Annotated in this window: 19 protein-coding genes, 1 other RNA gene and 1 pseudogene; 7 read left to right on the forward strand and 14 right to left on the reverse strand. The window is 56.7% G+C overall.

The genetic code is table 11. The features are described from left to right. Positions 1 to 48 precede the first annotated feature (48 nt). The 7 genes from greA to grpE all read right to left on the reverse strand — a co-directional run bounded on the left by greA (position 49) and on the right by grpE (position 10,118). On the reverse strand, positions 49 to 525 hold the full coding sequence (gene greA, locus KP808_RS20955) for a transcription elongation factor GreA (RefSeq protein WP_002555134.1): 477 nt from the start codon (positions 523 to 525) through the stop codon (positions 49 to 51). Further along, positions 522 to 3,743 (reverse strand): carbamoyl-phosphate synthase large subunit, encoded by a 3,222-nt coding sequence (carB, locus tag KP808_RS20960; RefSeq protein WP_230016807.1) that lies wholly within the window; start codon positions 3,741 to 3,743, stop codon positions 522 to 524. Before carB ends, greA begins: the two co-directional genes overlap by 4 nt. Positions 3,744 to 3,879: 136 nt before the next feature. Continuing rightward, positions 3,880 to 5,016: a glutamine-hydrolyzing carbamoyl-phosphate synthase small subunit gene (gene carA, locus KP808_RS20965; RefSeq protein ID WP_005733031.1), complete on the reverse strand. Its 1,137-nt coding sequence runs from the start codon at positions 5,014 to 5,016 to the stop codon at positions 3,880 to 3,882. A 216-nt stretch (positions 5,017 to 5,232) separates the two neighbouring features. Then, complete coding sequence (gene dapB, locus KP808_RS20970; RefSeq protein ID WP_230016808.1) at positions 5,233 to 6,036, reverse strand: 4-hydroxy-tetrahydrodipicolinate reductase; 804 nt, start codon at positions 6,034 to 6,036, stop codon at positions 5,233 to 5,235. Positions 6,037 to 6,058: 22 nt separating this feature from the next. Then, positions 6,059 to 7,201 carry a molecular chaperone DnaJ gene (dnaJ, locus tag KP808_RS20975; RefSeq protein ID WP_002555138.1) on the reverse strand — a complete coding sequence of 381 codons (1,143 nt, stop codon included), beginning with the start codon at positions 7,199 to 7,201 and terminating at the stop codon, positions 6,059 to 6,061. Positions 7,202 to 7,527: 326 nt separating this feature from the next. Beyond that, on the reverse strand, positions 7,528 to 9,444 hold the full coding sequence (dnaK, locus tag KP808_RS20980; RefSeq protein WP_005733029.1) for a molecular chaperone DnaK: 1,917 nt from the start codon (positions 9,442 to 9,444) through the stop codon (positions 7,528 to 7,530). 110 nt (positions 9,445 to 9,554) lie between these two features. Beyond that, entirely contained in the window at positions 9,555 to 10,118 is a 564-nt protein-coding gene (gene grpE / locus KP808_RS20985; RefSeq protein ID WP_003313642.1) for a nucleotide exchange factor GrpE, read from the reverse strand. Positions 10,119 to 10,388: 270 nt separating this feature from the next. On the opposite strand from grpE, the gene recN reads away from it, so the two are divergent. After that, complete coding sequence (gene recN, locus KP808_RS20990) at positions 10,389 to 12,062, forward strand: DNA repair protein RecN (RefSeq protein WP_058407972.1); 1,674 nt, start codon at positions 10,389 to 10,391, stop codon at positions 12,060 to 12,062. A gap of 62 nt (positions 12,063 to 12,124) precedes the next feature. Here recN and fur read toward each other — a convergent pair whose 3' ends face one another. After that, entirely contained in the window at positions 12,125 to 12,532 is a 408-nt protein-coding gene (fur, locus tag KP808_RS20995; protein ID WP_002555142.1) for a ferric iron uptake transcriptional regulator, read from the reverse strand. A 98-nt stretch (positions 12,533 to 12,630) separates the two neighbouring features. Here fur and KP808_RS21000 point away from each other — a divergent pair, with 98 nt between their 5' ends. Then, positions 12,631 to 13,152, forward strand: coding sequence for an outer membrane protein assembly factor BamE (locus KP808_RS21000; protein WP_002555143.1), 522 nt, complete (start codon positions 12,631 to 12,633; stop codon positions 13,150 to 13,152). A gap of 64 nt (positions 13,153 to 13,216) precedes the next feature. Here KP808_RS21000 and KP808_RS21005 read toward each other — a convergent pair whose 3' ends face one another. Genes KP808_RS21005 through KP808_RS21015 form a run of 3 tightly spaced genes read right to left on the reverse strand, consistent with a single transcriptional unit; the run spans position 13,217 to position 15,369 of the window. Next, positions 13,217 to 13,531: an RnfH family protein gene (locus tag KP808_RS21005; protein WP_230016809.1), complete on the reverse strand. Its 315-nt coding sequence runs from the start codon at positions 13,529 to 13,531 to the stop codon at positions 13,217 to 13,219. Continuing rightward, complete coding sequence (locus KP808_RS21010) at positions 13,524 to 13,958, reverse strand: type II toxin-antitoxin system RatA family toxin (RefSeq protein ID WP_004656689.1); 435 nt, start codon at positions 13,956 to 13,958, stop codon at positions 13,524 to 13,526. Before KP808_RS21010 ends, KP808_RS21005 begins: the two co-directional genes overlap by 8 nt. 7 nt (positions 13,959 to 13,965) lie before the next feature. Continuing rightward, positions 13,966 to 15,369, reverse strand: a complete 1,404-nt coding sequence (locus tag KP808_RS21015; RefSeq protein WP_230018937.1) for a sodium-dependent transporter — start codon at positions 15,367 to 15,369, stop codon at positions 13,966 to 13,968. A 113-nt stretch (positions 15,370 to 15,482) separates the two neighbouring features. Here KP808_RS21015 and smpB point away from each other — a divergent pair, with 113 nt between their 5' ends. The 5 genes and pseudogenes from smpB to KP808_RS25990 all read left to right on the forward strand — a co-directional run. Then, a complete protein-coding gene (gene smpB / locus KP808_RS21020) occupies positions 15,483 to 15,965 on the forward strand; it encodes an SsrA-binding protein SmpB (protein WP_002555146.1) in 483 nt (160 codons plus the stop codon). Between the two features lie 289 nt (positions 15,966 to 16,254). Then, positions 16,255 to 16,539 carry a hypothetical protein gene (locus KP808_RS21025; RefSeq protein WP_230016810.1) on the forward strand — a complete coding sequence of 95 codons (285 nt, stop codon included), beginning with the start codon at positions 16,255 to 16,257 and terminating at the stop codon, positions 16,537 to 16,539. A 110-nt stretch (positions 16,540 to 16,649) separates the two neighbouring features. Further along, positions 16,650 to 17,037, forward strand: a transfer-messenger RNA (tmRNA) gene (ssrA, locus tag KP808_RS21030). 186 nt (positions 17,038 to 17,223) lie between these two features. Then, on the forward strand, positions 17,224 to 18,480 hold the full coding sequence (locus tag KP808_RS21035; protein ID WP_230018938.1) for an integrase domain-containing protein: 1,257 nt from the start codon (positions 17,224 to 17,226) through the stop codon (positions 18,478 to 18,480). A gap of 953 nt (positions 18,481 to 19,433) precedes the next feature. Continuing rightward, positions 19,434 to 20,243, forward strand: a pseudogene (locus KP808_RS25990) (integrase domain-containing protein); the annotation flags it as partial. Between the two features lie 218 nt (positions 20,244 to 20,461). Here KP808_RS25990 and KP808_RS21045 read toward each other — a convergent pair. From KP808_RS21045 to KP808_RS21055, 3 genes are read right to left on the reverse strand one after another with little or no spacing between them, the layout of a single operon-like run. After that, positions 20,462 to 23,641 carry a type I restriction endonuclease subunit R gene (locus KP808_RS21045; RefSeq protein ID WP_230016811.1) on the reverse strand — a complete coding sequence of 1,060 codons (3,180 nt, stop codon included), beginning with the start codon at positions 23,639 to 23,641 and terminating at the stop codon, positions 20,462 to 20,464. 15 nt (positions 23,642 to 23,656) lie between these two features. Continuing rightward, positions 23,657 to 24,907: a restriction endonuclease subunit S gene (locus KP808_RS21050; RefSeq protein ID WP_230016812.1), complete on the reverse strand. Its 1,251-nt coding sequence runs from the start codon at positions 24,905 to 24,907 to the stop codon at positions 23,657 to 23,659. Then, on the reverse strand, positions 24,904 to 26,463 hold the full coding sequence (locus KP808_RS21055) for a class I SAM-dependent DNA methyltransferase (protein ID WP_230016813.1): 1,560 nt from the start codon (positions 26,461 to 26,463) through the stop codon (positions 24,904 to 24,906). The genes KP808_RS21050 and KP808_RS21055 overlap by 4 nt, the downstream gene beginning before the upstream one ends. Positions 26,464 to 26,655 lie beyond the last annotated feature (192 nt).

Below are 26,655 nucleotides of genomic sequence, written 5' to 3' on the forward strand. Positions count from 1 at the left end.
TGACTCTTTTTTGCTGCTGACTGTGCCCGCCAAAGCGGGCGACAGGCATCAGATGTGACGCACTTCGATGATTTCGTATTCGATAACGCCGCTAGGCGTTTTCACGACGACGACATCGCCCTCTTCCTTGGCAATCAAGGCACGAGCAATGGGCGAACCCACTGAAATCTTGCCCTTCTTGATATCCGCCTCGTCCTCACCAACGATCTGGTAGACAACGCTTTCGTCGGTTTCGACGTTGGCGATTTCGACTGTCGTGCCGAAAATCACCTTGCCAGTGTGCGGAATAGTCGTAACGTCGATCACCACAGCGTTCTGCATGCGGCCTTCGATATCACGAATACGCGCCTCGACCATACCCTGCTGCTCGCGGGCAGCGTGGTATTCGGCGTTTTCCTTGAGGTCGCCCAGTTCGCGCGCAGTACCGATGTCCTGGCTCAACTTGGGACGGATCACCTTGGTCAGGTGAGTCAGCTCTTCTTCCAGGGCGCGAGCGCCCTGAACAGTCATTGGGTATTTGATCATGCCTTCAATCCTGCATGGAGATCCTGCAAGCGACGTACGGTCTTCTCGGGACCGAATTTGAGCGCTTCACAGATCGCTTCGCCTGCTGCAATGGTAGTGGTGCAGTAGATCTTGTGCTGCAAGGCGTTGCGACGGATGGAGTAGGAATCCGCGATCGACTGACGACCTTCGGTGGTGTTGATGATCAGGGTAACTTCGTCATTCTTGATCATGTCAACCACGTGTGGGCGCCCTTCGGTCACCTTGTTCACGCGACGTACTTTCAGGCCTGCCGCTTCGATCAGCTTGGCAGTACCTGCGGTAGCAACAATCTCGAAACCCAGATTGATCAGGTCACGGGCGACCGCTTCAACCAGAGGCTTGTCATCGTCACGCACACTGATGAAAGCAGTACCGCCAGTCGGCAGCACTTCGCTCGCGCCCATCTGGGCCTTGGCGAACGCTTCACCGAAGGTATCGCCCACGCCCATCACTTCGCCGGTCGATTTCATTTCCGGACCGAGGATCGGGTCAACGCCAGGGAATTTGGCAAACGGGAACACTGCCTCTTTCACGCTGTAGAAGTTCGGGATGATTTCCTTGGTGAAGTTCAGCTCTTTCAGGGTTTTACCTGCCATCACGCGAGCCGCGATCATGGCCAGGGAAACACCGATGCATTTGGAAACGAACGGCACGGTACGCGATGCACGCGGGTTGACTTCAATGACGTAGATATCTTCGCCCTGAAGTGCCAACTGTACGTTCATCAGGCCGACAACGCCCAGCTCCAGGGCCATTTTCTTGACCTGCTCGCGCATTTCGTCCTGGATGTGTGCAGGCAGCGAGTAAGGCGGCAGCGAGCATGCGGAGTCACCGGAGTGAACGCCCGCCTGCTCGATGTGCTGCATGATCGCGCCGATCACCACGTCAGTTCCGTCGCAGACCGCATCGACGTCCATTTCGATGGCACAGTTCAGGAAGTGGTCCAGCAGTACAGGGCTGTCGTTGGACACTTGAACCGCTTCACGCAGGTAACGCTTTAGCTCGTCTTCCTGGTACACGATTTCCATCGCGCGGCCGCCCAGTACATAGGACGGGCGCACCACCAGCGGATAACCGATCTTCGCCGCAGCACGAATGGCTTCGTCTTCGCTGCGCACAGTGGCATTTGGCGGCTGACGCAGGTTGAGGCGCTCGACCATCTGCTGGAAGCGCTCACGGTCTTCCGCACGGTCAATGGCGTCAGGGCTGGTGCCGATGATCGGCACACCGGCTGCTTCAAGGGCACGCGCCAGTTTCAGCGGCGTCTGGCCACCGTACTGAACGATCACACCTTTAGGCTTCTCGACCCGGACGATTTCCAGCACGTCTTCCAGGGTGACAGGCTCGAAGTACAGGCGGTCAGAGGTGTCGTAATCGGTGGAAACGGTTTCCGGGTTGCAGTTGACCATGATGGTCTCGTACCCGTCTTCACGCAGCGCCAGGGCGGCGTGTACACAGCAGTAGTCGAACTCAATACCCTGGCCGATACGATTAGGGCCACCGCCGAGAATCATGATCTTGTCGCGCGTCGAAGGGTTGGCTTCGCACTCTTCTTCGTACGTCGAGTACAGGTACGCGGTGTCGGTTGCAAACTCGGCAGCGCAGGTGTCGACGCGCTTGTAGACCGGAAACACGTCCAGCTTGTGACGATGCGTACGCAGGTTCTTTTCGGTGACGCCGACCAGCTTGGCCAGGCGCGCATCGGAGAAGCCCTTGCGCTTGAGGCGGAACATCAGGTCACGATCGATTGCCGACAGGCCCAGCGTCTTGACCTTCTCCTCGTCCTTGACCAGATCTTCGATCTGCACCAGGAACCAGGGGTCAATCATGTTCATGGCGAAGATATCTTCAACCGTCATGCCCGCGCGGAAGGCGTCAGCGACGTACCAGATACGCTCGGCACCCGGCACAGTCAGCTCGCGCTTGAGCGTGCTCATGCTTTCAGGGTGGCTCAGGTCCAGCTTCGGATCTAGACCGCAAACGCCGACTTCCAGACCGCGCAGGGCTTTCTGCAGGGATTCCTGGAAGGTACGGCCGATGGCCATGACTTCACCGACCGACTTCATCTGAGTGGTCAGGCGGGCATCGGCCTTGGCGAACTTCTCGAAAGCAAAACGCGGCAGCTTGGTGACGACGTAGTCGATCGACGGTTCGAACGAAGCCGGGGTCTTGCCGCCGGTGATTTCGTTCGACAGCTCGTCAAGGGTGTAACCCACTGCCAGCTTGGCGGCAACGCGTGCAATCGGGAAGCCGGTCGCCTTGGAGGCCAGCGCCGAGGAACGCGATACGCGCGGGTTCATCTCGATCACGACCATACGGCCGGTGTCCGGGCAGATGCCGAACTGAACGTTGGAACCACCGGTTTCAACGCCGATCTCGCGCAGCACTGCCAGCGAGGCATTACGCAGGATCTGGTATTCCTTGTCGGTCAGAGTCTGTGCCGGAGCAACGGTGATGGAGTCACCGGTGTGCACGCCCATCGGGTCGAAGTTTTCAATCGAGCAGACGATGATGCAGTTGTCCTTTTTGTCGCGGACAACTTCCATTTCGTACTCTTTCCAGCCGATCAGCGATTCGTCGATCAGCAGCTCTTTGGTCGGCGACAGGTCCAGACCGCGAGCGCAGATTTCTTCGAACTCTTCACGGTTGTACGCGATACCGCCGCCCGTGCCGCCCATGGTGAACGATGGACGAATGATGCACGGGAAGCCGAGCTTTTCGAGAACCGCGTTGGCTTCTTCCATGCTGTGCGCGATACCGGAACGCGGGCACGCCAGGCCGATAGACTTCATGGCCTTGTCGAAACGCGAGCGGTCTTCAGCCTTGTCGATGGTGTCGGCGTTGGCGCCGATCATCTCCACGCCGAACTTCTCCAGAACGCCTTCGCGCTCCAGATCCAGTGCGCAGTTCAGAGCCGTCTGGCCGCCCATGGTTGGCAGCAGTGCGTCAGGACGCTCTTTTTCGATGATCTTGGCAACGGTCTGCCACTTGATCGGCTCGATGTAGGTGGCGTCGGCCATGGCCGGGTCGGTCATGATGGTGGCCGGGTTGGAGTTCACCAGGATGACGCGGTAACCCTCTTCGCGCAGTGCCTTGCAGGCCTGGGCGCCGGAGTAGTCGAATTCACAGGCCTGGCCGATCACGATGGGGCCGGCGCCGAGAATCAGGATGCTTTTAATATCTGTACGTTTTGGCATGGGTTGTCACTCAAATCCGCAGGTCAGTCGGCAAGCCGTCTTGAACATTTCTTTGAGGTGGCCTGGGCGGCAGCAACCGGACATTGAGTCCGGGGCCGCCCAGGGCACCTGCGTATTACAGTCTCAAGGCAACCGGTCAGCGTCGCTTGGCCATGGCTTCGATAAAGCGATCAAACAGAGGCGCGACGTCATTCGGGCCCGGGCTCGCCTCAGGGTGACCCTGGAAGCTGAACGCGCTCTTGTCGGTCAGCTCGATACCCTGCAGGGTGCCGTCGAACAGCGACTTGTGAATGGCGCGAACATTGCCCGGAAGTGTGGCCTCATCAACAGCAAAACCGTGGTTCTGGCTGGTGATCATGACCACACCGGTGTCCAGATCCTGAACAGGATGGTTTGCACCGTGGTGGCCGTGGCCCATTTTCACGGTCTTGGCACCGGCAGCCAAGGCCAGAAGCTGGTGACCCAGGCAGATACCGAATACCGGCACTTCGGTTTGCAGCACTTCCCTGATCGCCTTGATGGCGTAGTCGCACGGCTCGGGGTCGCCAGGGCCGTTGGACAGGAAAACACCGTCGGGCTTGTAGGCAAGCACGTCGCTGGCAGGCGTTTGCGCAGGCACCACAGTCACCCGGCAACCGCGCTCGACCAGCATGCGCAGAATGTTGACCTTGACGCCGTAGTCGTAAGCGACCACATGATAGGGCAGTTCGGAAGCAGCGATTTCAGGGTGGCTGTCGGTCTTCAGGTTCCAGACGCTGGAACGCCACTCGTAAGTGTCCTTGGTGCTGACTTCCTTTGCCAGGTCCATGCCTTTGAGGCCGGGGAACCCGCGAGCAGCAGCGATGGCTGCTTCTTCGGAAATGTTATCGCCAGCCATGATGCAGCCGTTCTGGGCGCCTTTCTCACGCAGGATGCGGGTCAGGCGACGCGTGTCGATACCGGCGATGGCAACGACGTTATTGGCTTTCAGGTAATCACCGAGGGACAGCTTGTTACGCCAGTTGCTGGCGACCAGCGGCAGGTCACGGATGACCAGGCCAGCGGACCAGACACGATCGGACTCTGCGTCTTCAGGCGTGGTACCGGTATTGCCGATGTGCGGGTAAGTCAGGGTAACGATTTGCTGGGCGTAGGAAGGATCGGTAAGAATTTCCTGATAGCCTGTCATTGCGGTGTTGAACACCACCTCACCAACGGTCTGACCGTCGGCTCCAATGGCTTCGCCGCGAAAAATGCTGCCATCAGCAAGGGCGAGTATGGCTGGCTTAGTCAAGAAGACCTCCCGTAAATAAAACCTGAAAGGGCGATCGCAGGCTGCAAAAAAGCGGAATGACGTAGTTACGTCACCCCGCTTTCTTATGGAATCATCTGCGCGCTTTTAGTGGACACACTAAAGCTGTAGCTTACAGAAAAGGCCCTTTTTGGTCTACCACCAATGAGCCTGAAGTGCGGGAAAATGCGACAGGGCCACGAATGGCCCTGTATGAAATCAATGCAGGCCCAGTACATCCTGCATGTCGTAAAGCCCTGGCGCCTTGCCGTCGAGCCACATTGCAGCCCGTACGGCCCCCTTGGCAAAGGTCATGCGACTGGATGCCTTGTGGGTGATCTCGACCCGCTCGCCGTCTGCTGCGAACAGCACGGTATGGTCGCCGACAACGTCACCGGCACGAATGGTCGCAAACCCGATGGTCTGACGATCACGCGCGCCGGTCTGGCCTTCACGGCCGTAGACAGCGACTTTTTCCAGGTCGCGACCCAGCGCACTGGCAACCACTTCCCCCATGCGCAAGGCGGTGCCGGACGGCGCATCGACCTTGTGCCGGTGGTGCGCCTCGGTGATTTCGATATCGACCTCATCACCCAGAACACGCGCGGCGGTGTCCAGCAACTTCAAGCAAAGGTTTACACCAACGCTGAAGTTGGCAGCGAACACAATCGGGATGTCTTTACCCGCTTCGACCAGACGCTGCTTCTCTTCGGCACTGAAGCCAGTCGTGCCGATAATCATGGCCTTGCCGGCCTTACGGCAGAACGCCAGATTTTTCAGCGTTACTGAAGGGTGGGTGAAGTCGATCAAAACGTCGAACTCATCCGCCACTTTTGCCAGGTCGCCCGACAACGGCACACCGATACGCCCCAGCGCAGCCAGCTCGCCTGCATCCGCACCCACCAGCGTGCTGTCAGGACGATCGATAGCGGCGGTCAACCCGGCACCCGCTGCCTGCTGAACCGCCTCGATCAAGGTCTTGCCCATGCGCCCGGCGGCGCCCACTACAGCAATACGTCGCATGCCCTGCTCCCGTTGATAAGCCTTACAGATCGCCGAAGAAACGCTTCACACCCTCAAACCAGCCACTGGCCTTGGGAGAGTGGGATTCGTCGTTTTCAAGCGAAGTGCGGAACTCTTCAAGCAGCTCGCGCTGACGCTTGCTCAGGTTAACCGGGGTTTCAACTGCTACACGGCACATCAAGTCACCGGCACCGCCGCCACGCACCGGAGCGACACCCTTGCCACGCAAGCGGAACTGCTTGCCGGTCTGGGTACCTTCGGGGATTTTCAGTTTGACGCGACCATCGAGCGTCGGCACTTCAAGCTCGCCGCCCAGCGCCGCATCGGTAAAGCTGATAGGCACTTCGCAGAACAGGTGCTTGCCGTCACGCTGGAAGATCGCGTGTTCGCGCACATTGATCACGACATACAGGTCACCGGTAGGCCCACCCTGAGTACCCGCCTCGCCCTCGCCAGACAGACGAATGCGGTCACCGGTATCGACACCTGGCGGCACCTTGACCGAAAGCGTCTTGGACTCTTCGACACGGCCTTCGCCGTGGCACGAATCGCACGGGTCGGAAATGATCTTGCCGTGACCATGGCAGCGTGGGCAGGTTTGCTGCACAGAGAAGAAACCCTGCTGCATGCGCACCTGACCGATACCACCGCACGTAGGGCAGGTAACGGGCGACGAGCCTTTCTTGGCACCGCTGCCATCGCACGGCTTGCAGTTGACCAGTGTCGGAACGCGGATATTCACGTTAGTACCGCGAACCGCTTCTTCCAGATTCAGCTCCAGCGTATAGCGCAGATCGCTGCCGCGCTGGGCACCGCCACGACCACCGCCACCACCGCCGCGGCCACCGCCAAAGAAATCACTGAACACATCACCGAAGATATCGGAGAAGTTGGCACCACCGGCACCGCCACCAAAACCACCGCCGCCACCCATGCTTGGGTCGACACCGGCATGGCCATACTGATCGTAGGCCGCGCGTTTGCTGGCGTCGGAAAGCACTTCGTAGGCCTCGTTGGCCTCTTTGAACAGCTCTTCCGATGCTTTGTCATCAGGGTTGCGGTCAGGGTGATGCTTCATCGCCAGACGGCGATAAGCCTTCTTCAGGTCCGCCTCGCTGGAGCCTCGCTCCACTCCCAACACTTCGTAATAATCACGCTTTGCCATAATTCTTCCGCACTCTTGAGGACGTTCGGCAAGACCCTCCTGAGCCCTGCCAAACTCGTTGAGCCCCATACAGGCCCCGGACCCAACTCACGTCAATTCAACGATCCTGGTCTTCGTTCAACAACCAGATGGATCTGGCCGAGAAAGCGGCAGAATGATTCGCCACGCAGGAGCGTAGCGATCTTGCCACATGGCTTGCGGAGCAAATCCGCACGCCGAAATTTTGCTTGTTCCAGACACGCCAACGCGGGAGCAAGCTCCCGCGCGGCGACATCCTACCAGTCAGCGCTCGAAAGAGGTCAACCGGCGTTCAAGTGAGCCTGCGCTTACTTGTGGTCTTTCACTTCTTCGAACTCGGCATCGACAACGTCGTCAGCCTTGGCGTTCTCTTCAGCAGGCTTGGCCGCTGCTTCAGGGTTTTCGGCCTGCTCGGCGTACATCTTCTGAGCGATTGGCGCGGAAACCTTCGACAGCTCTTCAACCTTGGCTTCGATGGCAGCCTTGTCGTCGCCTTTGATAGCGGCTTCCAGAGCAACCAGCGCAGCCTCGACAGCCGTCTTCTCTTCAGCAGTGACCTTGTCTCCTGCATCAGCGATCATCTTGCGAGTCGAGTGGACCAGTGCATCACCCTGGTTACGGGCAGAGGCCAGCTCTTCGAACTTGCGATCTTCTTCGGAATTGACCTCAGCATCACGGACCATTTGCTGAATTTCTTCCTCGGACAGACCGGAGTTGGCCTTGATCACGATGGACTGCTGCTTGCCGGTCGCCTTGTCTTTCGCGCCAACATGCAAAATGCCGTTTGCGTCGATGTCGAAGGTTACTTCGATCTGTGGCACGCCACGTGGAGCAGGTGGAATCTCGGCCAGGTCGAACTTGCCCAAGGACTTATTCTGACCGGCTTGCTTGCGCTCACCCTGCAGTACGTGGATGGTTACCGCGTTCTGGTTGTCATCGGCAGTCGAGAACACCTGGGATTTCTTGGTAGGAATCGTGGTGTTTTTCTCGATCAGCGCAGTCATCACGCCGCCCATGGTTTCGATACCCAGAGTCAGCGGGCTGACGTCGAGCAGCAGAACGTCTTTGACATCACCGGCCAATACAGCGCCCTGAATAGCAGCACCCATTGCAACGGCTTCGTCAGGGTTGACGTCTTTACGTGCTTCTTTGCCGAAGAACTCGGTTACCAGCTTCTGAACCAGCGGCATACGGGTCTGACCACCGACCAGAATCACGTCGTTGATCTTGCTTCTGTCGATGCCAGCATCTTTAAGCGCCATTTCGCAAGGAGCGATGGTGCGCTGAACCAAGTCTTCAACCAGCGATTCCAGCTTGGAGCGCGAAATTTTCACGACCAGGTGCTTTGGACCGGTTGCATCTGCAGTGATGTACGGCAGGTTGACTTCGGTCTGCGTGCTGGAAGAAAGCTCAATCTTGGCTTTCTCGGCAGCTTCTTTCAGACGCTGCATGGCCAGCGGGTCACCCTTGAGGTTCATGCCGCTTTCTTTCTTGAATTCGTCGACGAAGTAGTCGATCAGACGAATGTCAAAGTCTTCACCGCCCAGGAACGTGTCGCCGTTGGTGGCCAACACTTCGAACTGGTGCTCGCCATCGACTTCGGCAATCTCAATGACCGAGACGTCGAAAGTACCGCCACCCAGGTCATAAACGATGACAGTGTGGTCGCCCTTGGCCTTGTCCATACCGTAAGCCAGAGCGGCCGCGGTTGGTTCGTTGATGATGCGCTTGACGTCCAGACCGGCGATACGACCAGCGTCCTTGGTAGCCTGACGCTGACTGTCATTGAAGTAGGCCGGAACGGTGATGACCGCTTCGGTAACCGCTTCACCGAGGTAGTCTTCGGCGGTCTTTTTCATTTTCTTCAGGATTTCAGCGGAAATCTGAGGAGGTGCCATTTTCTGGCCATTCACTTCAACCCAGGCATCACCGTTGTCAGCCTTGACGATCTTGTAAGGGACCATCTGGATGTCTTTCTGAACGACATCCTCTTCAAACTTACGACCAATCAGACGCTTTACCGCATACAGCGTGTTGTGCGGATTGGTAACGGCCTGACGCTTGGCGGACTGACCAACCAGGATCTCACCGTCATTGGCATAAGCAATGATCGAAGGTGTAGTACGAGTACCTTCTGCGTTCTCGATAACCTTGACGTTACCGTTTTCCAGAATGGAGACGCAGGAGTTGGTAGTCCCCAGGTCGATACCGATAATTCTGCCCATCTTGACTCTCCCGAAACTTGCAAAACTTGGATTTGGTTGCCGCCGGTGCATCTACACCGTGCGGTAGCTCTTAAACGCTTGACCTTTAAATGGGGGCCTTACAGCTGATTTCAAGCCTGCTCGTTGATTGACGGCGTTGCAGGCGACGGTGCCTTGCTGACCACGACCATGGCCGGGCGCAACAGGCGACCATTAAGCTGATAACCCTTCTGGAATACCTTGAGCACAGTATTAGGCTCGACGTCGGCACTTTCCTGCATGGCCATCGCCTGGTGCTGGTCGGCACTGAACGGTTGACCATGTGGATCAATGGCTTCCAACTGATAACGCTTGAGGGTGTCCTGAAACATCTTCAAGGTCAGCTCGATGCCTTCACGCATCGGGCGAATGCTTTCATCGTCCGGACTGGACAGATCAAGGCCTCGCTCCAGACTGTCGATGATCGGCAACAGATCACCGGCAAATTTTTCCAGCGCAAACTTGTGCGCCTTTTCAACATCCTGCTCGGCACGGCGGCGGACATTCTGCAGATCCGCAGCCACGCGAAGGGATTGGTCCTGCGCAGCAGCCAGTTGCTCTTCGAGCACCTGCACGCGAGTTGTCAGTTCATCACCCGCGCCCGCTTCGGCAGCCTGATCCTGAGCCTGCGCATCCAGATTCTGTTCGTCAGCCATACATGTTCTCCTCTAAAAACGTCCGCGATCCCGATTCGCGCTTCTGTCCACCTATATGGGATCGGAATTTCCGGCTTCAAGGGTTTCATGCAATCGAGATACGCATTCCCTGACAAATAATGCGGATTCCGGACGAGCGAAAAATTGCGGGTCGACACAAGAGCGACTAAAAACCACTGCAAACCGATCAAATCGAGCTAAGCGAAGGCATTGTCAGCAACAAATAAAACACTGTATAAATAACCAGACAAACCGCCCGGGAGCCGCTCAATGCTGGTGCACCTTTCCGTACACAATTACGCCATTGTCGAACACCTTGACCTTGAACTGGATCGAGGCATGAGCGTCATCACCGGCGAAACCGGCGCTGGCAAGTCGATCATGCTCGACGCCCTGGGCCTTACGCTGGGCGACCGTGCCGACAGCGGCGTGGTCCGGCCGGGTGCCGACAAGGCCGATATCCTGGCCACATTCGACCTGGGCGACATTCCCGAAGCACAGATCTGGCTCAAAGAGCGCGACCTGGATAACGACGGCCCCTGCATCCTGCGCCGGGTCATTACCGCCGAAGGTCGGTCACGCTCGTACATCAATGGCTCGCCCTGCCCTCAGGGAGATTTGAAGGCGCTGGGCGAATTGCTCATTGATATCCACAGCCAGCATGAGCATCAGTCGCTACTCAAGACCGATACCCACCGACGCCTGCTGGACGAATACGCTGGTGCTACTGACCTGGCCCGTCAGGTCCATCTCGCTGCGCAACGCTGGCGGCAGACGCGACAAGAGCTGGAGCGCCTTTCCAATTCAGGGGACGAGCAGCGCGCACGCCATCAACTGCTCAGCTATCAACTCGAAGAACTGGAAAGCCTGAGCCTGGGCGAAAACGAGCTTGAGCAGCTCGAGCAGGAACACAAAGACCTGACCAATGCCGAAAGCCTGCTGAGCATTTGCCGACAAGTGGTCGAGCAGTGCAGCGAAAGCGATTCCGGCAACGTGCTCAATGCCCTGACTGCCAGCCTGCATAGGCTCGGCAGCGTCGACCATTCGCCGTCCGCCCTGAGCGAGGCTACCGGCTTGCTGTCCAGCGCGCAGATACAGGTAGAAGAAGCGGTAGGCGAACTGAACCGTTTTCTGGATCACTTCGACGCCGATCCGGCCAGACTGCAACAGCTTGAAGAGCGTCTTGATGCCATCTATACACTGGCGCGCAAGCACCGGATCCAGCCAGGTGAAGTGGCCACGCTGCAGCAAAAGCTGCTGGATGAAATAGAAACACTGAATGCCAACGACGAATCCATCGAGCGCCTGGAGCACGAAGTACAGGCATTTGCCCGGCATTACCAAGAGAAGGCCCGCGAACTGAGCGACCTGCGCCGCAATTCGGCAACGACACTGGCCAGCGCTGTAGAGCAGGAAATTCATCGACTGGGCATGCCGGGCGGTCGTTTCCAGATCGACCTTAAAGCCAATGCCAGCGTAGAACCGTCGCCTCACGGTCTTGAGCAGGTAGAGCTACTGGTCAGCGCCAACCCTGGCCAACCACTGAAAGCGTTGGCGAAAGTCGCGTCGGGTGGCGAGCTGTCGCGCATCAGCCTTGCGATTCAGGTTATTACTGCACAAACCTCGCGGGTGCCGACGCTGGTATTCGACGAAGTCGACGTGGGCATTGGCGGGCCGACGGCCGAGATCGTGGGGCAACTGCTGCGTCGCCTGGGCGAGCGCGGCCAAGTCATGACCGTTACCCACCTGCCGCAGGTTGCCGCGCAGGGCCATCAGCATCTGTTTGTGCACAAGGTCCGCGACAACGACGCCACGCGTACGGCGGTCTCAAAGCTCAGCAAGACCGAGCGTATAGAAGAAGTGGCCCGAATGCTGGGGGGCATCGACCTGACCAAGGAATCTCTGGCGCACGCCAAAAAGATGGTCGTTACCGCTAAAAGCTGAACCGCAGAAAGCACAAAGGCGACACGGGGTCGCCTTTGGTGCTGGTTTTTACGCCGTCTGGCTTACGCCTTCTTGTTGCGGACGTAGAGCACCAGATTGTGGTCAACCAGATCAAAGCCGTGTCTTTCGACAATAGCCTTTTGAAGCTTCTCGATTTCTTCGTCGAAGAACTCGATCACCTCACCGGACTCCACGTTGACCATGTGGTCGTGATGGCCGCCATCAGCCAGCTCAAACACAGCATGACCGCCGTCGAAATTGTGGCGCACCACTAATCCAGCAGCTTCAAACTGGGTCAGAACACGGTAAACCGTGGCCAGGCCGACGTCCTCGCTTGCCTCCATAAGCGCCTTGTAGACATCCTCGGCACTCATGTGGCGCTGCTCGGCAGAATCGAGCATTTGGAGTATTTTAACCCTTGGTAGGGTTACCTTTAGTCCTGCTTTACGTAGTTCGCTATTTTCAACCATGGTCAGCTTTCTCGCAGACGCTGCTTCGCAGCTTCTCTTAATGCAGGTATGATCGGGGTTTACGTTGTCCCAGCCAAGATAGTGGAAGTCGCCCACCGATGCAAAACACCAAGCTCTTGCTAACCAGTTTCACCTTCGTGGGACTGCTCGCACTCGCCGGTTGTTCATTCCCCGGGGTTTACAAAATCGACATCCAGCAGGGTAATGTCGTCACGCAGGACATGATAGACCAGTTACGCCCCGGAATGACCCGACGGCAAGTACGGTTTATCATGGGCAACCCCCTGTTGACCGACACTTTCCACTCCGATCGGTGGGATTACCTGTACAGCCTGCAGCCAGGTGGCGGTGAACGCCAGCAGGAGCGTGTCAGCCTTATATTCAACGGCAATGATCAGCTTGTGAGCCTGTCTGGCGACTTCATGCCCGGTGTCAGCCGCGATGAAGCCATTCTCGGCAAAGGCAGCGATACCACTGTCCCGGCAGAGAATCAGCCGGTGCAGAAGCCTGAAGAGCCGGCCAAGCCAGGTTCGTTGCTGGACAAGATCCAGAAAGACGTGGACAGCGTCGAGACCGTACCTGTCCCGACCCAAGAGCCTCTGGACACCAACTCTCGTTAGTCCTCAGCGCTCAACAAAAAGCCCGGCATGCCGGGCTTTTTTGTGCCTTTCGTTCAGTCAGCGTTCAGCCGGGAAGCGTCCGTTTCTCCCGTGCCCTGGCGGCACGCAGACGCCTGATCTCCATGGGATCGGCCAATAGCGGACGATAGATCTCTATTCGCTCACCCGCCTCCAGCACCCGCGTGAAAGGATCTGTCACCACCTTGCCGAAGATGCCTAAGGCACACTGCGTCAGATCCAGCTCGGGAAACTCCCTGTCCATGCCACTGAGAGCCAGTGCCTGACGCACCGAAGAGCCTGCCGGAACATCCAGCGTCATTAACACCTGACGCTGCGCAGAGGCGTACACCACCTCAATCTGAATCACTACTTCAGCCATGCAGCTCTTTCGCTCGCTGGCAGAACGCGTCCACCAACGTATTGGCCGCCTGATTGAACAGCGGCCCGAGGGTGGCGCGAACGATAGAGCCAGCATAGTCGAAGGACAGATCCAGGCTGATCTTGCAGGCCTTCTCGCCCAGCGGCTTGAATGTCCAGACGCCATGAAACTGCTCAAAAGGCCCCTCAACCAGGTCCATCACGATCGACTCGCCTGGGGTAAGCGTGTTGCGCGTCATGAACTTCTGGCTCAGACCGCCCTTGGCAATTTCCAGGCTGGCGCGCATCTGCGCTTCGCTGGACTCGAGCACGGTGGCAGAGGAACACCACGGCAGAAACTCGGGATAACGGGCCACATCATTGACCAGGTCATAAAGAAACCCGGCCGGGTACGGCAGTAAAGCAGAGCGTTGTATATGCGTAGTCATGTGAGCGTCATTTCCAGAGCTGAGCGGCAAACACCACAAGAATGCCGAGCGGCGCCACGTAGCGCATCAAAAAGAACGTCAGGTTGAAGAGCAACGGACTGCGAATCGACAACTCGTCACGCACCGTCTCACGGCTCATCACCCAACCAGCGAATACCACAAAACACAACCCACCCAGCGGCAACATGATCCGCGAAGTGAAGAAATCGATGACTCCAAAGAAGTCCAGGCCAGTCGATGCGCCCCACTGGTAGAGATGGAATACACCTCCATCGTTCACGAAAAACTTGGCTTTTTGCCAGATATTGAACGAGAACACCGTTCCCAGCCCCACAAACCAGCAGGTAAATGCCAGCCAGAACGTCACCCAGGCGCGGCGAATACGGGTGCGCTCAACCAGATAGGCAACCATGGGTTCAAGCAGCGAAATCGCCGAGCTCCAGGCCGCTACAGCCACCAGCACGAAGAATACGACGCCCATCAACTGCCCGAATGCCACGTTGCCGAACGCGTATGGCAACGTTACAAACATCAGGCCCGGCCCCTCGCTCGGGTTCAGGCCTGCAGCAAAAACGATAGGGAACAGCGCAAGGCCCGCCAGCAGCGAAACAAAGGTGTCGAGCAACGCAATGCCAACGACCGTGGTGCTGATGGATGCGCCCTTGGTCATGTAAGCGCCGTAGACCATGATCGAGCCGACACCGACGCTCAGGGAAAAGAACGCATGCCCCATCGCAGGCAGCAAACCATCCAGTACCTTGTCGGGATTGAAGTCGAACATGAAATGCACGCCTTCCATGAAATGCCCGGTGGTCAGGCTATAGCCCAACAGCGCCAGCATCAGCAGGAACAGCATCGGCATCATGATGCGCAGGCTCTTCTCCAGACCGGCCTCGACACCCTTGCCGATCACCACAGCCGAGAGCAGCATGAAAATGGTGTGCCACAGAATAAGACGCCATGGGTCGGCAATCACTGCGCCGAAATAGGCACCGACCTGATCTGGCGAAACGCCCTGAAAATCGCCGCGCCCCATATCGATGATGTAATCCAGCGACCAGCCGCCCACCACACTATAAAAGGAGAGAATCAGCAAAGCCGTGATCATTCCGGCAAAAGCCCCCCATGACCACCGCGCCGAACGCCCGGCTTCCAGTGCCAGCGTCTTGAGCGCATTCGCAGGACTGAGTCGGGAACGACGGCCAATCAGCGTCTCGGCGATCATGACCGGAATGCCGATCAGCGCGATGCACGCCAGAAACACCAGTACAAATGCACCGCCGCCATAGGCACCGACCATGTACGGAAATTTCCATATGCTGCCCAGCCCCACGGCAGAACCTGTGGCAGCCAGGATGAACACCCAGCGGCTTGCCCAGCTACCGTGGACTGAAACCTTGTCCGTCGACATTATCGAAACGCCCAGCCAAAAAAGATCGCGCATTGTCCGGGATTCAACCTTTGTGCTCAAGCACGCGCTTTCCCATAGCCGACATTGATGCAACTCCCTATAATGCGCCCCCTATGGCTAAGCTCAAGAAAAACCCTACAGGGACCATCGCGCAAAATAAAAAGGCGCGTCACGATTACTTCATCGAACACAAGTTCGAGGCCGGTCTGGTCCTGGCTGGCTGGGAAGTAAAAAGCCTGCGTGCCACCAAGGTACAGCTGGTCGACAGTTACGTGCTGCTCAAGGATGGCGAGGCCTGGCTGATGGGTTGCCACATCACGCCTCTCAAGACTGCCAGCACGCACGTCATCGCTGACCCGACACGCACCCGAAAACTGCTGCTGAACAAGCGCGAGCTCGAAAAGCTCACCAGCTCTGTTCAACAGAAAGGCTATGCCTGCGTGGCCCTTTCCGTTTATTGGAAGGAGCACTTGATCAAGTGCGAAATCGCGCTGGGTAAAGGCAAGAAGGAATACGACAAACGCCACACCGAGCGTGAACGCGACTCGGACCGTGAGCTACAGCGTGCCGTGCGCTCCAAGGGCAAGGACGACTAACTTCCTGCCTGTGCCAAATGCCTGTAGCGGGCATTTGGCAGTGCGCACTTTCAATCCATCTGCCACTTATCCCACCCCGCACAATCACAACCTCAACGCGAAGATCGCCCCACTTTGGTGCCTTAACCGCCCAATGTGGCTTTTTCGCATCTGTCTGAAAATAAAATAGAACGCCTGCGCTACAGCACAGTCAATCCTTTAGGCCCTGAACATGAACGGGCTTTCAAACCCTCGGGCGACGGCCTCAACGACCGGCCATACCGAGTCCACAGGTTATAAGGAGAGACACATGATGCGTACCGCCCTCACTGGATTGTTCCTCAGCGCCGCCCTGTTGGCTTCGCCGGTTTTTGCCGCCGATGATTTGTGCGCTGCAAACATCAAAACGATCGAAAATGCTCAGGTTTCTTCCGGCACCAACCTAAGCCCGGAAAACAAGAAAATGCTAGAAACCACTGAGAGCGACGCCAAAGCGGCCCAAGCTAAGAACGATGAGAAAAACTGCATCGAAATCACTCAAAAGGCGATCACCTCGCTGAAAAACACCGGCTCGGGCAGCGAAGGCACCAAGTAACCCCTTCGATCAGGCTCGCCACCAGGCTAGCCTGATCGATTGCAGCAAACGGGTCGACGTGACACGCCAATGGGCGTACACTGCGCCCCAGCGACTGTGAAAGCAGTCTCGGGGCCGATTTGGATTCGACGCCGGTGATGAAACTTTAGGTGCATGCCGAGTTGGTAACAGAACTCGTAAATCCACTGTTGCAACTTTCTATAGTTGCCAATGACGAAAACTACGGTGCTCAACTAGCTGCGTAAGCAGCCTAGCCGCACTTCTGGTAGCTTCGGCTCCAGCAATCATCAGGGGATGTCTGTAAACCCAAAATGATTGTCATATAGAACAGAATCGCCGTGCAGTACGCTGTGGACGAATCGGCTAAAACTTACACAGCTCGCCCAAAGCACCCTGCCCGTCGGGTCGCTGAGGGTTAACTTAATAGACACGGCTACGCATGTAGTACCGACAGCGGAGTACTGGCGGACGGGGGTTCAAATCCCCCCGGCTCCACCAAATGATCAGAAAAGACGTCCACGGACGTCTTTTTTTGTGCCTGAAAGCCAGTAAATACGCGGCCTCCAGCGCTTTTTAGGTCTTTTGAGAGTTTTTGAGTTCCAGCCGTTCGGGTATTCCAGGCGGTATTCCACCTCACCCGGTGCTAATCTTTGGAATACCGAATCAGTGCTTGAGGACAATCTCGTGCCTGCTCAAAACCTCCGCCTCTCCGATCGACAGCTCAAGGGAGTCAAACCCGCGTCCAAGGATTATGTCCTCACTGACGGTGACGGTTTGCAGCTCCGCGTACGCAGCAACGGCTCGTTGCTGTGGAATTTCAACTACCGCGAACCGGTGACCAAAAAGCGCATCAACATCGGCTTCGGGACCTACCCCGAACTGTCACTGGCGAACGCTCGAAAGATGGCAGTCGAAGCCCGCGAGCTGCTCGCCCAAGGCATCGATCCGAAGGTGCAGCGCAATACGTTGAATGAAGCCAAGCGCGCAGAAACGGAACACACCTTCGAGAACGTGGCCACCGCCTGGTTCGAGCTCAAGAAAGACTCGGTCACCCCAGCCTATGCCGAGGACATTTGGCGCTCGCTCACATTGCACGTATTACCCGATTTGAAGACGACACCACTTGCGAAGATCACCGCGCCGATGGTGATCGCATTACTTCGCCCAATCGAAGCCAAAGGCAGCCTAGAGACGGTCAAGCGTCTCAGCCAGCGGCTAAACGAGATCATGACCTACGGCGTAAACTCCGGCCTGATCTTCGCCAACCCGCTCACCGGCATCAGGGCAGTATTCAAGAAGCCCAAGAAAGAGAACATGGCTGCACTTCCGCCCGAAGAACTCCCCGAGCTCATGCTGGAGATCGCGAACGCCAGCATCAAACGCACCACCCGCTGCCTGATCGAATGGCAATTGCACACGATGACTCGCCCCGCCGAAGCGGCAACTACTCGCTGGGCAGACATCGACTTTGAAAGGCGTGTCTGGACTATCCCTCCGGAGCGGATGAAGAAGCGCCGCCCACACAGCATTCCTTTGAGTGATCACGCTGTCGCGTTGTTGGAGTCACTGAGGACTCACAGCGGCCATCGCGAATACGTCTTCCCGGCTGACAGAAACCCGCGTACTCATGCCAATAGCCAAACGGCCAACATGGCATTGAAACGCATGGGGTTCCAAGATCGGTTGGTGAGCCACGGCATGCGCTCAATGGCCAGCACCATCTTGAATGAGCATGGGTGGGACCCGGAGCTAATTGAGGTCGCACTGGCGCATGTCGACAAGGATGAGGTGCGCAGCGCCTACAACCGAGCCGATTACATCGAGCGCCGGCGCCCGATGATGGCCTGGTGGAGTGAGTACATCCAGAAGGCCGCCACCGGCAGCCTGCTCGCCTCTGCTTACGGCCAAGTCAGAGACAAGAATGTGGTGCCGATCCGCTAGGGCTATACAGGCGCAATAACGGCGGCGACAGCAACTGAGCGCTCAAGATTCAGGGAACGCAGCCTCGTTTATCCGCTTGTCAGCGCGGGTCCATCCAAACAGGGCTGCAAAGCCGCCCTGTTTAGATGGACCTCACTTTGAAGAGCTAAAAGCCACGACGTTGTCCGGGATTTACCACGGAATTCCACAGATGGATAACCGCTTTTCACGTCCTCAAGGGCGCTTAATTTCGGCCCTTGACCGGGCTTATCCACAGGCGTAGAACTGGCCGTGCAAAGGCTGTCGATGACAGCACCCCAGGTGACCCGAACCTTGAAGGTCATGCCGCTCTCGCGGTGGTTCTCCTCCCAAATGGCGATTCGCATCCGGCAGCTCGCCCGGTCACCTCCCCGGTGATGGATGCCTACTTCAGATCATGGCCCTCGTGCGCCAGACAACACCTCCTACTTCGCTGCCCTGCAGCAACCTATCCGCTTGGCCGAATCTTGCGCCAACCTGTGCCCGTCTCTTTCCGTGGAAAGAGACGGGCACTCCTACCACTGCTGCAACCCTTATCGCACATGGCTTTTCGGCATTCCTCCTTGTGACAATCGGCGTGACAAACGCCGATGTCACCAGCAACAGCCATGCATATGATGGTGCCGCAGACCAGGGAATGGACTGCACCTGACTGACAGTCAGGCATGCCCCAGTCATCGCGTTGCTGCGTTCACCCGGCTCAGGATCTTCAGGCGCTGGTTTAGTCACCCAGCGCTGCCTCCACCCGCCCACCGGCAACGGTGTTAAGGAGGTCAGATCATGAGATGCCCTTGCTCCCGGTCGTAAGGAGCCGCCAGTCCCGCGTAGAGGACACTCCCCACAGGTCGCAGGGGCCTTGATCCCTGATAACACTCAGCATTCTTGGCGGGATGACGTGGGGCTAGGACTGGAGAGCAAGAGATGAGGTGACCGATATGGCATTGGTGGGTAAACGCGGTGGCCGTAATTTCGGCTACGGTAGGCAATTGAGCTACGCAGGCCCGCAGGCGCTGAAAGACATGTTCGGCGGCGGTCATTACGGCACGGTGAAAGCACACTGTGATCGGTGGCAGGCATTCGTTAAGTGGTGCCGCTCAGAACAGGGGCCGGGTATCAATGATGCGCGGCAGATTGATCGGAAGGTATTGGCGGACTATGCAGCGTATTTGCGCGACCTGGTTCGGCGCGGTGACCTCGCCGTCAGCACCGCACAAAACCGGCTATCCAGCGTTAACAGGACCATGGCGGCGCTTCGCGGTGATCAGTACGTGAAGTTGCCAAGCCCGAGCAAGGCGTTGGGTATGCAGCGCTCTGGCATTCGCCACTCAGTGCCTCAGGGCCAAGACCGCGAACAGGTCAAGCAGATCGTTGATGCCCTTTGCGACCAACAACACCTACGACCCGCCGCGATTATTCTTTTGGCGCGGGCTACCGGCATGCGCTTGCGTGAAGCCATCTTGGCTGATCTGCCACGGCTTAGGCGTGAGGCTGAAACCTGCGGCAAGATCAACATCCAGGACGGCACCAAAGGTGGCCGCGCCGGTACCTCGGCACCTCGCTGGATTACGGTGGATGAATATGTTCAAAGCGCGCTTGGATTTGCACAGCGGGTGTCGCCCGGAAGTAGCCGCAACCTGATTGCGCCACATGAAAGCTACCTGAATGTTCTGCAAAAAATCATCCGCCCTGCGCGGGACATCTTGCATGCACACCACCTCAAAGGATTCCATGAGCTACGAGCGGCGTAAATCAACGCAGCGATGCGACGCGGTATTACTACTTGTTGACCGTACGGCTGCTCGCTCGTAGGTTACAAAAAGCATGGAAGTTCAATCGATGAGTGAGTCCAGCTGCTATCGACCCATTTTCGCTGAATTCGGCTAACGGCCAGAAGCTGCCCTCTCGTGCAAAGGCAGTCAGGACTGAACTATCTGCATAACCAATTACGATTCATGCCAATGCCTTACCGGACAGCCGAGTACACGCTCTCACCAGCCCCGTAGTAACTCGTGAAAATGTGGTGGAAGGCCAGTTCGCACTTTTCGTTGTAAATCCCCTCGTCGTAGCTCTCAGGCAAGCCCCGATCGAAGACGATCTCCAGAGTACGCCGCACCTCGCTCCTGGCCCTGTCTTTCTTGCGCCAGTCCAGCACCAACTTCTCGGCCTTCAGCGTCTCCAAAAGTTCTTTGCAGACCTTCTTTACTAGCGTCCTTTCCTTATCAGCAAGCTCAGGCACTGGCTTGGTTAGTATGTCGAACAGGGCTAGTTCTTCCTCAGAGAGATTCTCGCGGATAGCCCGCTGATCCTCGACCTTCAAATCAGCGGTGAGATCTACCAGTTCCTTGAAGAACACCTCAATGTTCAGACTGCCAGAGTTGTAGGCATCGATCAGCTTCTGGAACTTTTCCATGAAGTCCTTGCGAGTGGGATTCTCGGTCAACATGGTTTCCAGCTTCATGCTCAGCAAGGCCCGTAGCTTTTCTGCCTCGGTGCGCTTGCGCCCCTGATTGAACTTCTCCTTGAGCTTCTCGAAGTCGATCTGGCTGAGGTCATGCAGAGGCTGATCGTCGTCTTCCTTGATGATGTAAGGCACCGGAGCGATGGATCGATCCAGCAACTCCTCGACCTGCTGCATCACATCCGAGATGTCGACAGGAGGAGCCAGTGCCTTGATCTTCTGGGCAATCACGGAGATCAGCACAGCGTCAGGAGCGAGCTCATTGGCATCAGGATCGGGAAGAATCGCTCTGTAGACGCGAGACACAATCCGGGCCTGACTCATAAAGCTGTTCTTGGTTTCCTCATTGGCAATCAGTTGCTCAACAGCATCATCCAGCTTGGCCACCTTCTCGAAGCCTTGAGCATCTTTGATTGCCTGTGCATTCACACCATGCTCGGACAGGAACGCGATCCCCCTGGCAAGTAGGTGCTTCAAGTACTCGACCAGCTCGGCCTTGTTCTTGATTGGCTCACCTTCACCACCTTCGCCAGAAGAAGCCCCGCCATAGATCGCCAAGGCCTCCTGTAGCTTACGGAAGACCCCCACATAGTCGACGATCAGCCCCGCTTCCTTGCCCGAATACTTCCGGTTGGCCCGTGCGATGGTCTGCATCAAAGTGTGGTTCTTCATCGGCTTGTCGAGGTAGATGGTCGAGCAAGACGGCACATCAAAGCCGGTGATCCACATGGCGCACACGAATACTAACCGCAGCGGACCCTTGGAGTCCTTGAACTTCTCGCCTAGGTTCTCCTCGTTCATGCGCTTACGGTGCGGAAGAATGTCAAGCCCTTTATCGGCCAGCTCCTTCACTTCGTTCTGGCCCTGGGAGACGACCACAGCCATGTCGGTCGATGTCATCACCTGGATCTTGTGCTGCAACTCCTCCTGCTGCTCGTTGGGAGCCTTTGCGAGCTGAGCTTTCAGGTCAGCCAGATACGTCTTCCAGTGATCCTGAACCTTGTTGTACATGCGAACGGCGGTGGCCTTGTCGATGCACACCAGCATAGCCTTGCCCTGGTAGCCACGCCCAACGAAGTGGCTCACCAGATCCTTGGCGATGGCCTCAAGGCGATCCTCTCGGGTGATCAGGTGGTACTCACGAGCGAAGACCTGCTCGACTTTGCGTTCCTGCTCCTCATCCAGCTCGGCCTCTTCGAGCAGTGCCGCCATGTCCTCGTTGAGGTTGTCATTGATGAGCTGCATCTCGGGAATGCGGTTCTCGTAGTACAGCGGAACCGTGGCACCGTCAGCGATAGACTGACCGAAGTCATAGACGGAGATGTAGTCACCGAAGACCTCTTTGGTCTTCTCCTCGCCAGCCATCAGTGGCGTCCCCGTGAAGCCCAGGAAGGCGGCATTGGGGAGGGCCGTCCTCATGTTCATGGCTAGGGTATCGTATTGAGAGCGGTGAGCTTCGTCGGTGATGACGACGATGTCTGGGCGATCAGAGAGTTGCGGATAGACCTCGCCTTTCTTGGTGCCGAACTTCTGGATCAAGGTGAAGACGTAGCGGTGATCTTCGCTGAGCAACTGCTTGAGGTGAGCACCACTGGTGGCATGGGCCTCGACATCGCCCACAGCCCCAGTAGCGGCGAAGGTCTTGTAGATTTGATCGTCCAGTTCGTTGCGGTCAGTGACGATCACGAACGTCCAGTTGCCTGGGATCTTGCGTAGGATCTTCTGAGCGAAGAAGACCATCGATAGCGACTTCCCTGACCCTTGGGTGTGCCAGAATACGCCAAGCCGTCCAGCCTGATCCTTTGGGCGATCCTTGGTACGCCAGGCCTCAGCGATGGCCTTATTGACCCCCAGGTACTGGTGATTCTTGGCGATCTTCTTGATCACACCACCAGCCACATCCTCGAAGACGGTGAAGTTCTCTACGATGTCTAGCAGCCTGGAAGGCTCACCGATGCCTCGGATCGCCGTTTCTAGGGAGACAACGCCCTTCTCACCTTCATCGTTGATCCGCTTCCACTCGAATAGATGTTCCCAAGGCGAGAAAGTGCTACCCACGACCGTCTGAGAGCCATTCGACAGCATCAGTACGCCGTTGTAGGTAAAGAGCTGCGGGATGACCGTGCGGTAGTCGGTGAGGTTGTCATCGTAGGCAGCCTTGAGTGTCTTGTGCGTCGCCTTCAGTTCAACGAACAACAGCGGGATACCGTTCACGAAGCCAAGCAAGTCCGTGCGCCGAGTGTGGTAGTCCCCCTTCACCCAGAACTGGGAGGCGAGGAAGAAGTCGTTCTCCTCGACATCACCCCAGTCGATGACCTTGGCAACCTTGAGCGTGTTGTGTCCATGTTCATCGGTAACCGAGACGGGCACCCCATCCTTCAGCAGCCGGTAAACTTCCTGATTGGCGTTGACCGGCAGCAGCTTGGAGCGATCTCGGGCCAATTCCTCGACCACCAAATCGATAGCCTCGTCAGGCAGATCAGGGTTGAGCTTGCTGAGCGCAGCCCGCAGACGACTCTCCAACACCACCTCCTGCTGGGTCTGTCGACCTTCGCTGGAGAAACCTGCCCACTCTGCGTAGAGGTTCCCAGTTTCCCAGCCGAGAGACTCGAACAGCGCAATGGCTGGCTGCTCGACCAGCGTGCCCTCGGAATAGTCGTACGAATGTGGTGCTGCTGGACTCATGCGCCTGAACTCCTTTTAGGTCGGCATGGGGATATCGGATACGTCGATCTCACCGGAGATTAGCTTGGGAAGGAGCAGGTCACGCTGTGCTCGGAGGTTAGCGATTTTCCTGTAAAGAGCAAAACATAGTGTCAAGAATGGAGTCACGGCCATCTCGAATTGATTATGAAGCTCATCAGAAGCCCTCAACAACCTGAACCTCTTTATCACATCCTGACTAATGTTTTGCTGCGCAGCGCCGGCTCTGAGATCAATCAGAGCTTGACGCCTGGAAAAAAGACTTAAATAGGCGTAGCCCCACCCGCAACCTTGACTATTTGGCAGGATCGCACAGCAGGCCTGATTAGTTGCAGACTCTTCTTGAAGCACTCCCAAACGGCCAATAGTTGCACCATACATAGCAATCAGCACAGTGTTGCGAGGAAATAGCTTAGCTGATGATTTTTTAAGCCCCTCCTCACTGATCCTCTCCTCAGTATCAAAGACGGGGCAATCCTGGAGTTCTTTTGTTTTTACCCAGCGATAATCGCCACCATAAAATTCCGGCTTTTTCCGGCTCGGAGTTCCACCCGATCCTGTTCGGTAGATATCACCCAATGGAACTAAATCCCAACCTTCAGGAATCAGCCCAAGCTCACTCTCCTTGAAACCTACCTCCTCATGCCCCGGAAAGCGGAACTGAACGAACCACTCCTCGTACAACCGCCGCGCCATTTCTTCGAGAATCTCGATGCGGCGCGTGTTGTTTTCGATTAGATCGTCGTAAGCTGAAAGGGTAAAAGCTATCTTTGACTGGATATCAATTGGCGGAATAGAAACCGAGATCCCACAAAATGACGATTTATTGACAATTGGTGTTGCGGCTCCGCCCGCCAAGGCCTTCACCTTATCCGCCATGCCCAGCATTAAGTAATAAACAAAGTCAGGAGAGTGCCTGTCGCAATCAACAACTATGCTATTGATCTGCTGATTAGTGAAGCTATCCTCGGAAGTCAGGCAGACCTTGCCTATCGTCGCTCCGATACAGACAAATGCGACTGACTTCGGTGGAAGTTTAATTCGACTTAGAGCCAAGGATCCGACAAGGGATATTGATCGTTCCGTAGTTACGCGCCGCAGACCAAACCTCATATCGCTGGGAGTAATGAAAGGATACAAACTTCCAAACATCTCTGGCTTGCTTGATGGCGGAGTTCGTCCTGTGACGACTTGCCCAAGGTCTTCTATGGTAACCGTACGCCAAGCCTGTGGCTGATCGTGACTCATGCCGTTCCCCCTAGAAGTAGGGCAATGCTGCGACCAACAGACTCTTCTAGTTCACGAGCCTCAGCATTCAGAACCTCTAACTCCTCAGCTAAATCCTCCAGTCGCTCCGTAAAGTCCACATCCTCGGTTTCTCTCGCAGTTGCCCCCACATACCGCCCAGGATTCAACGACCAGCCCTGTGCCTCAATCTCTTCCCGAGTGGCAACCTTGCACAGCCCTGGGACATCCACATAAGCGTCGCCCAGCCCCCTCTCGGCCAGCAGTTCAGCACTTCCCTGATCTAGCTCTAGGGCTTCGCCTCGATACAATCGCACAACATTGGCAAGAAATTCGATCTGCTCAGGCATGAAATCACGGTGAGCCCGGTCAATTTGCCGGTAGATGTGGCGAGCGTCGATAAACAGAACCTTGTCTGCTCGCTCTGCATTACGTTCTTTCGCCCTGTCGAAGAACCAGAGCGTGCAAGGCAGAGTCACGGTGTAGAAAAAGTTCGAGCCAACCGAAACGACTACATCGACTGCGCCGCTCTCAATCAGCTTTTGCCGAATCACCTGCTCGCTGCCTCGTGCATCACCTGCCGAGTTTGCCATAACGAAACCAGCGCGACCGTTCTTGTTCAGCGATGCGTAAAAGAGCTGAATCCAGAGGTAGTTGGCGTTGTCGGTCTTCGGTACGCCGAACGGGAACCGCAGGTCGCCCTCAAGACGCTCCTTATCGACACCCGATACGTTGAACGGCGGATTAGCCATAACGAAGTCGAAGCGCCCACCATCACGAGTAACAGCCTCATGCGGGTCTTCGTAGTAGGTGTTGGCAATACGCACATCACCCGACAGGCCGTGCACAGCCAGGTTCATCTTGTTGAGATTGACTGTGACCTGCTCTTTCTCGGTGCCGAAGATGGAGATTTCTTCCATCGCCGTCTTGTGGTGACGCTTCACGAACTCAGCCGACTGGGCGAACATACCGCCCGACCCACAGGCCGGGTCGAAGATCCGCCCCTGAAACGGTTCGATGATCTCGACGATCAGCTTCACAATGGACTCAGGGGTATAGAAGACACCGCCTTTCTGGCCTTCCTTCAACGCGAAGTTGCCCAGGAAGTACTCGTAGACCTTGCCGAAAGCGTCTCCGCTCAGATCAACCGGCCCAAGCAGCTTGATCAGCTCCAGCAGCACCTTGTTGCCAAGCTGGACGTAGTTGCGAGGCAGAGCGCCTTTGAGGTCGACATTCTCTTCCTCAACGGCCTTCATAGCTTCGTTGATCGCCAGCCCAATGACATCGCCTTCGGTGAGGGTCTGCAGGTAGGAGAAGCGAGCCTTCTCTGGCAGGAAGATCACGCCCTCGGCCAGATAGTCGTCTTTGCTGACCTTGCGGCGCCCACCAGAGCCGATCGGCCCCAGCTTCTCTTCGGCAGCGGCGTACATCTTCTCGGCATATCGCAGGAAGATCAGCCCCAGAACAGGCACCGAGAACTCCCCCGGCCTCAACCCCGTATTGGCCCATAGCTGGTCTGCTACAGCCCACAAACGCTTCTCTACATCTCCACTGACCAAGGCGTTCTCTCAACAATGCTTAAAAAATGCAAGAAGCTTACTACAGTGGCTCAAAAATCGATCAGTGTTGCAGGGATTTTCTGATGCTGATCGGTAGCGCTTTTTCATAAGTGACCGATTTGGGCCAAATGCGGCCGTTCTTGACCGGCAGCATTTAGGCCGACGCTGGCCCGCTACCAGCCACCGTTTTGA

Source organism: Pseudomonas savastanoi, assembly GCF_020917325.1.
Classification (GTDB): Bacteria; Pseudomonadota; Gammaproteobacteria; order Pseudomonadales; family Pseudomonadaceae; genus Aquipseudomonas; species Aquipseudomonas amygdali.

Excerpts from the sequence above, each read along its gene's own strand:
- greA (WP_002555134.1), bottom strand. The coding sequence starts at position 525 with ATGATCAAATACCCAATGACTGTTCAGGGCGCTCGCGCCCTGGAAGAA.
- carB (WP_230016807.1), bottom strand. The coding sequence starts at position 3,743 with ATGCCAAAACGTACAGATATTAAAAGCATCCTGATTCTCGGCGCCGGC.
- dapB (WP_230016808.1), bottom strand. The coding sequence starts at position 6,036 with ATGCGACGTATTGCTGTAGTGGGCGCCGCCGGGCGCATGGGCAAGACC.
- dnaJ (WP_002555138.1), bottom strand. The coding sequence starts at position 7,201 with ATGGCAAAGCGTGATTATTACGAAGTGTTGGGAGTGGAGCGAGGCTCC.
- dnaK (WP_005733029.1), bottom strand. The coding sequence starts at position 9,444 with ATGGGCAGAATTATCGGTATCGACCTGGGGACTACCAACTCCTGCGTC.
- grpE (WP_003313642.1), bottom strand. The coding sequence starts at position 10,118 with ATGGCTGACGAACAGAATCTGGATGCGCAGGCTCAGGATCAGGCTGCC.
- recN (WP_058407972.1), top strand. The coding sequence starts at position 10,389 with ATGCTGGTGCACCTTTCCGTACACAATTACGCCATTGTCGAACACCTT.
- fur (WP_002555142.1), bottom strand. The coding sequence starts at position 12,532 with ATGGTTGAAAATAGCGAACTACGTAAAGCAGGACTAAAGGTAACCCTA.
- KP808_RS21000 (WP_002555143.1), top strand. The coding sequence starts at position 12,631 with ATGCAAAACACCAAGCTCTTGCTAACCAGTTTCACCTTCGTGGGACTG.
- KP808_RS21005 (WP_230016809.1), bottom strand. The coding sequence starts at position 13,531 with ATGGCTGAAGTAGTGATTCAGATTGAGGTGGTGTACGCCTCTGCGCAG.
- KP808_RS21010 (WP_004656689.1), bottom strand. The coding sequence starts at position 13,958 with ATGACTACGCATATACAACGCTCTGCTTTACTGCCGTACCCGGCCGGG.
- KP808_RS21015 (WP_230018937.1), bottom strand. The coding sequence starts at position 15,369 with ATGTCGACGGACAAGGTTTCAGTCCACGGTAGCTGGGCAAGCCGCTGG.
- smpB (WP_002555146.1), top strand. The coding sequence starts at position 15,483 with ATGGCTAAGCTCAAGAAAAACCCTACAGGGACCATCGCGCAAAATAAA.
- KP808_RS21025 (WP_230016810.1), top strand. The coding sequence starts at position 16,255 with ATGATGCGTACCGCCCTCACTGGATTGTTCCTCAGCGCCGCCCTGTTG.
- KP808_RS21045 (WP_230016811.1), bottom strand. The coding sequence starts at position 23,641 with ATGAGTCCAGCAGCACCACATTCGTACGACTATTCCGAGGGCACGCTG.
- KP808_RS21050 (WP_230016812.1), bottom strand. The coding sequence starts at position 24,907 with ATGAGTCACGATCAGCCACAGGCTTGGCGTACGGTTACCATAGAAGAC.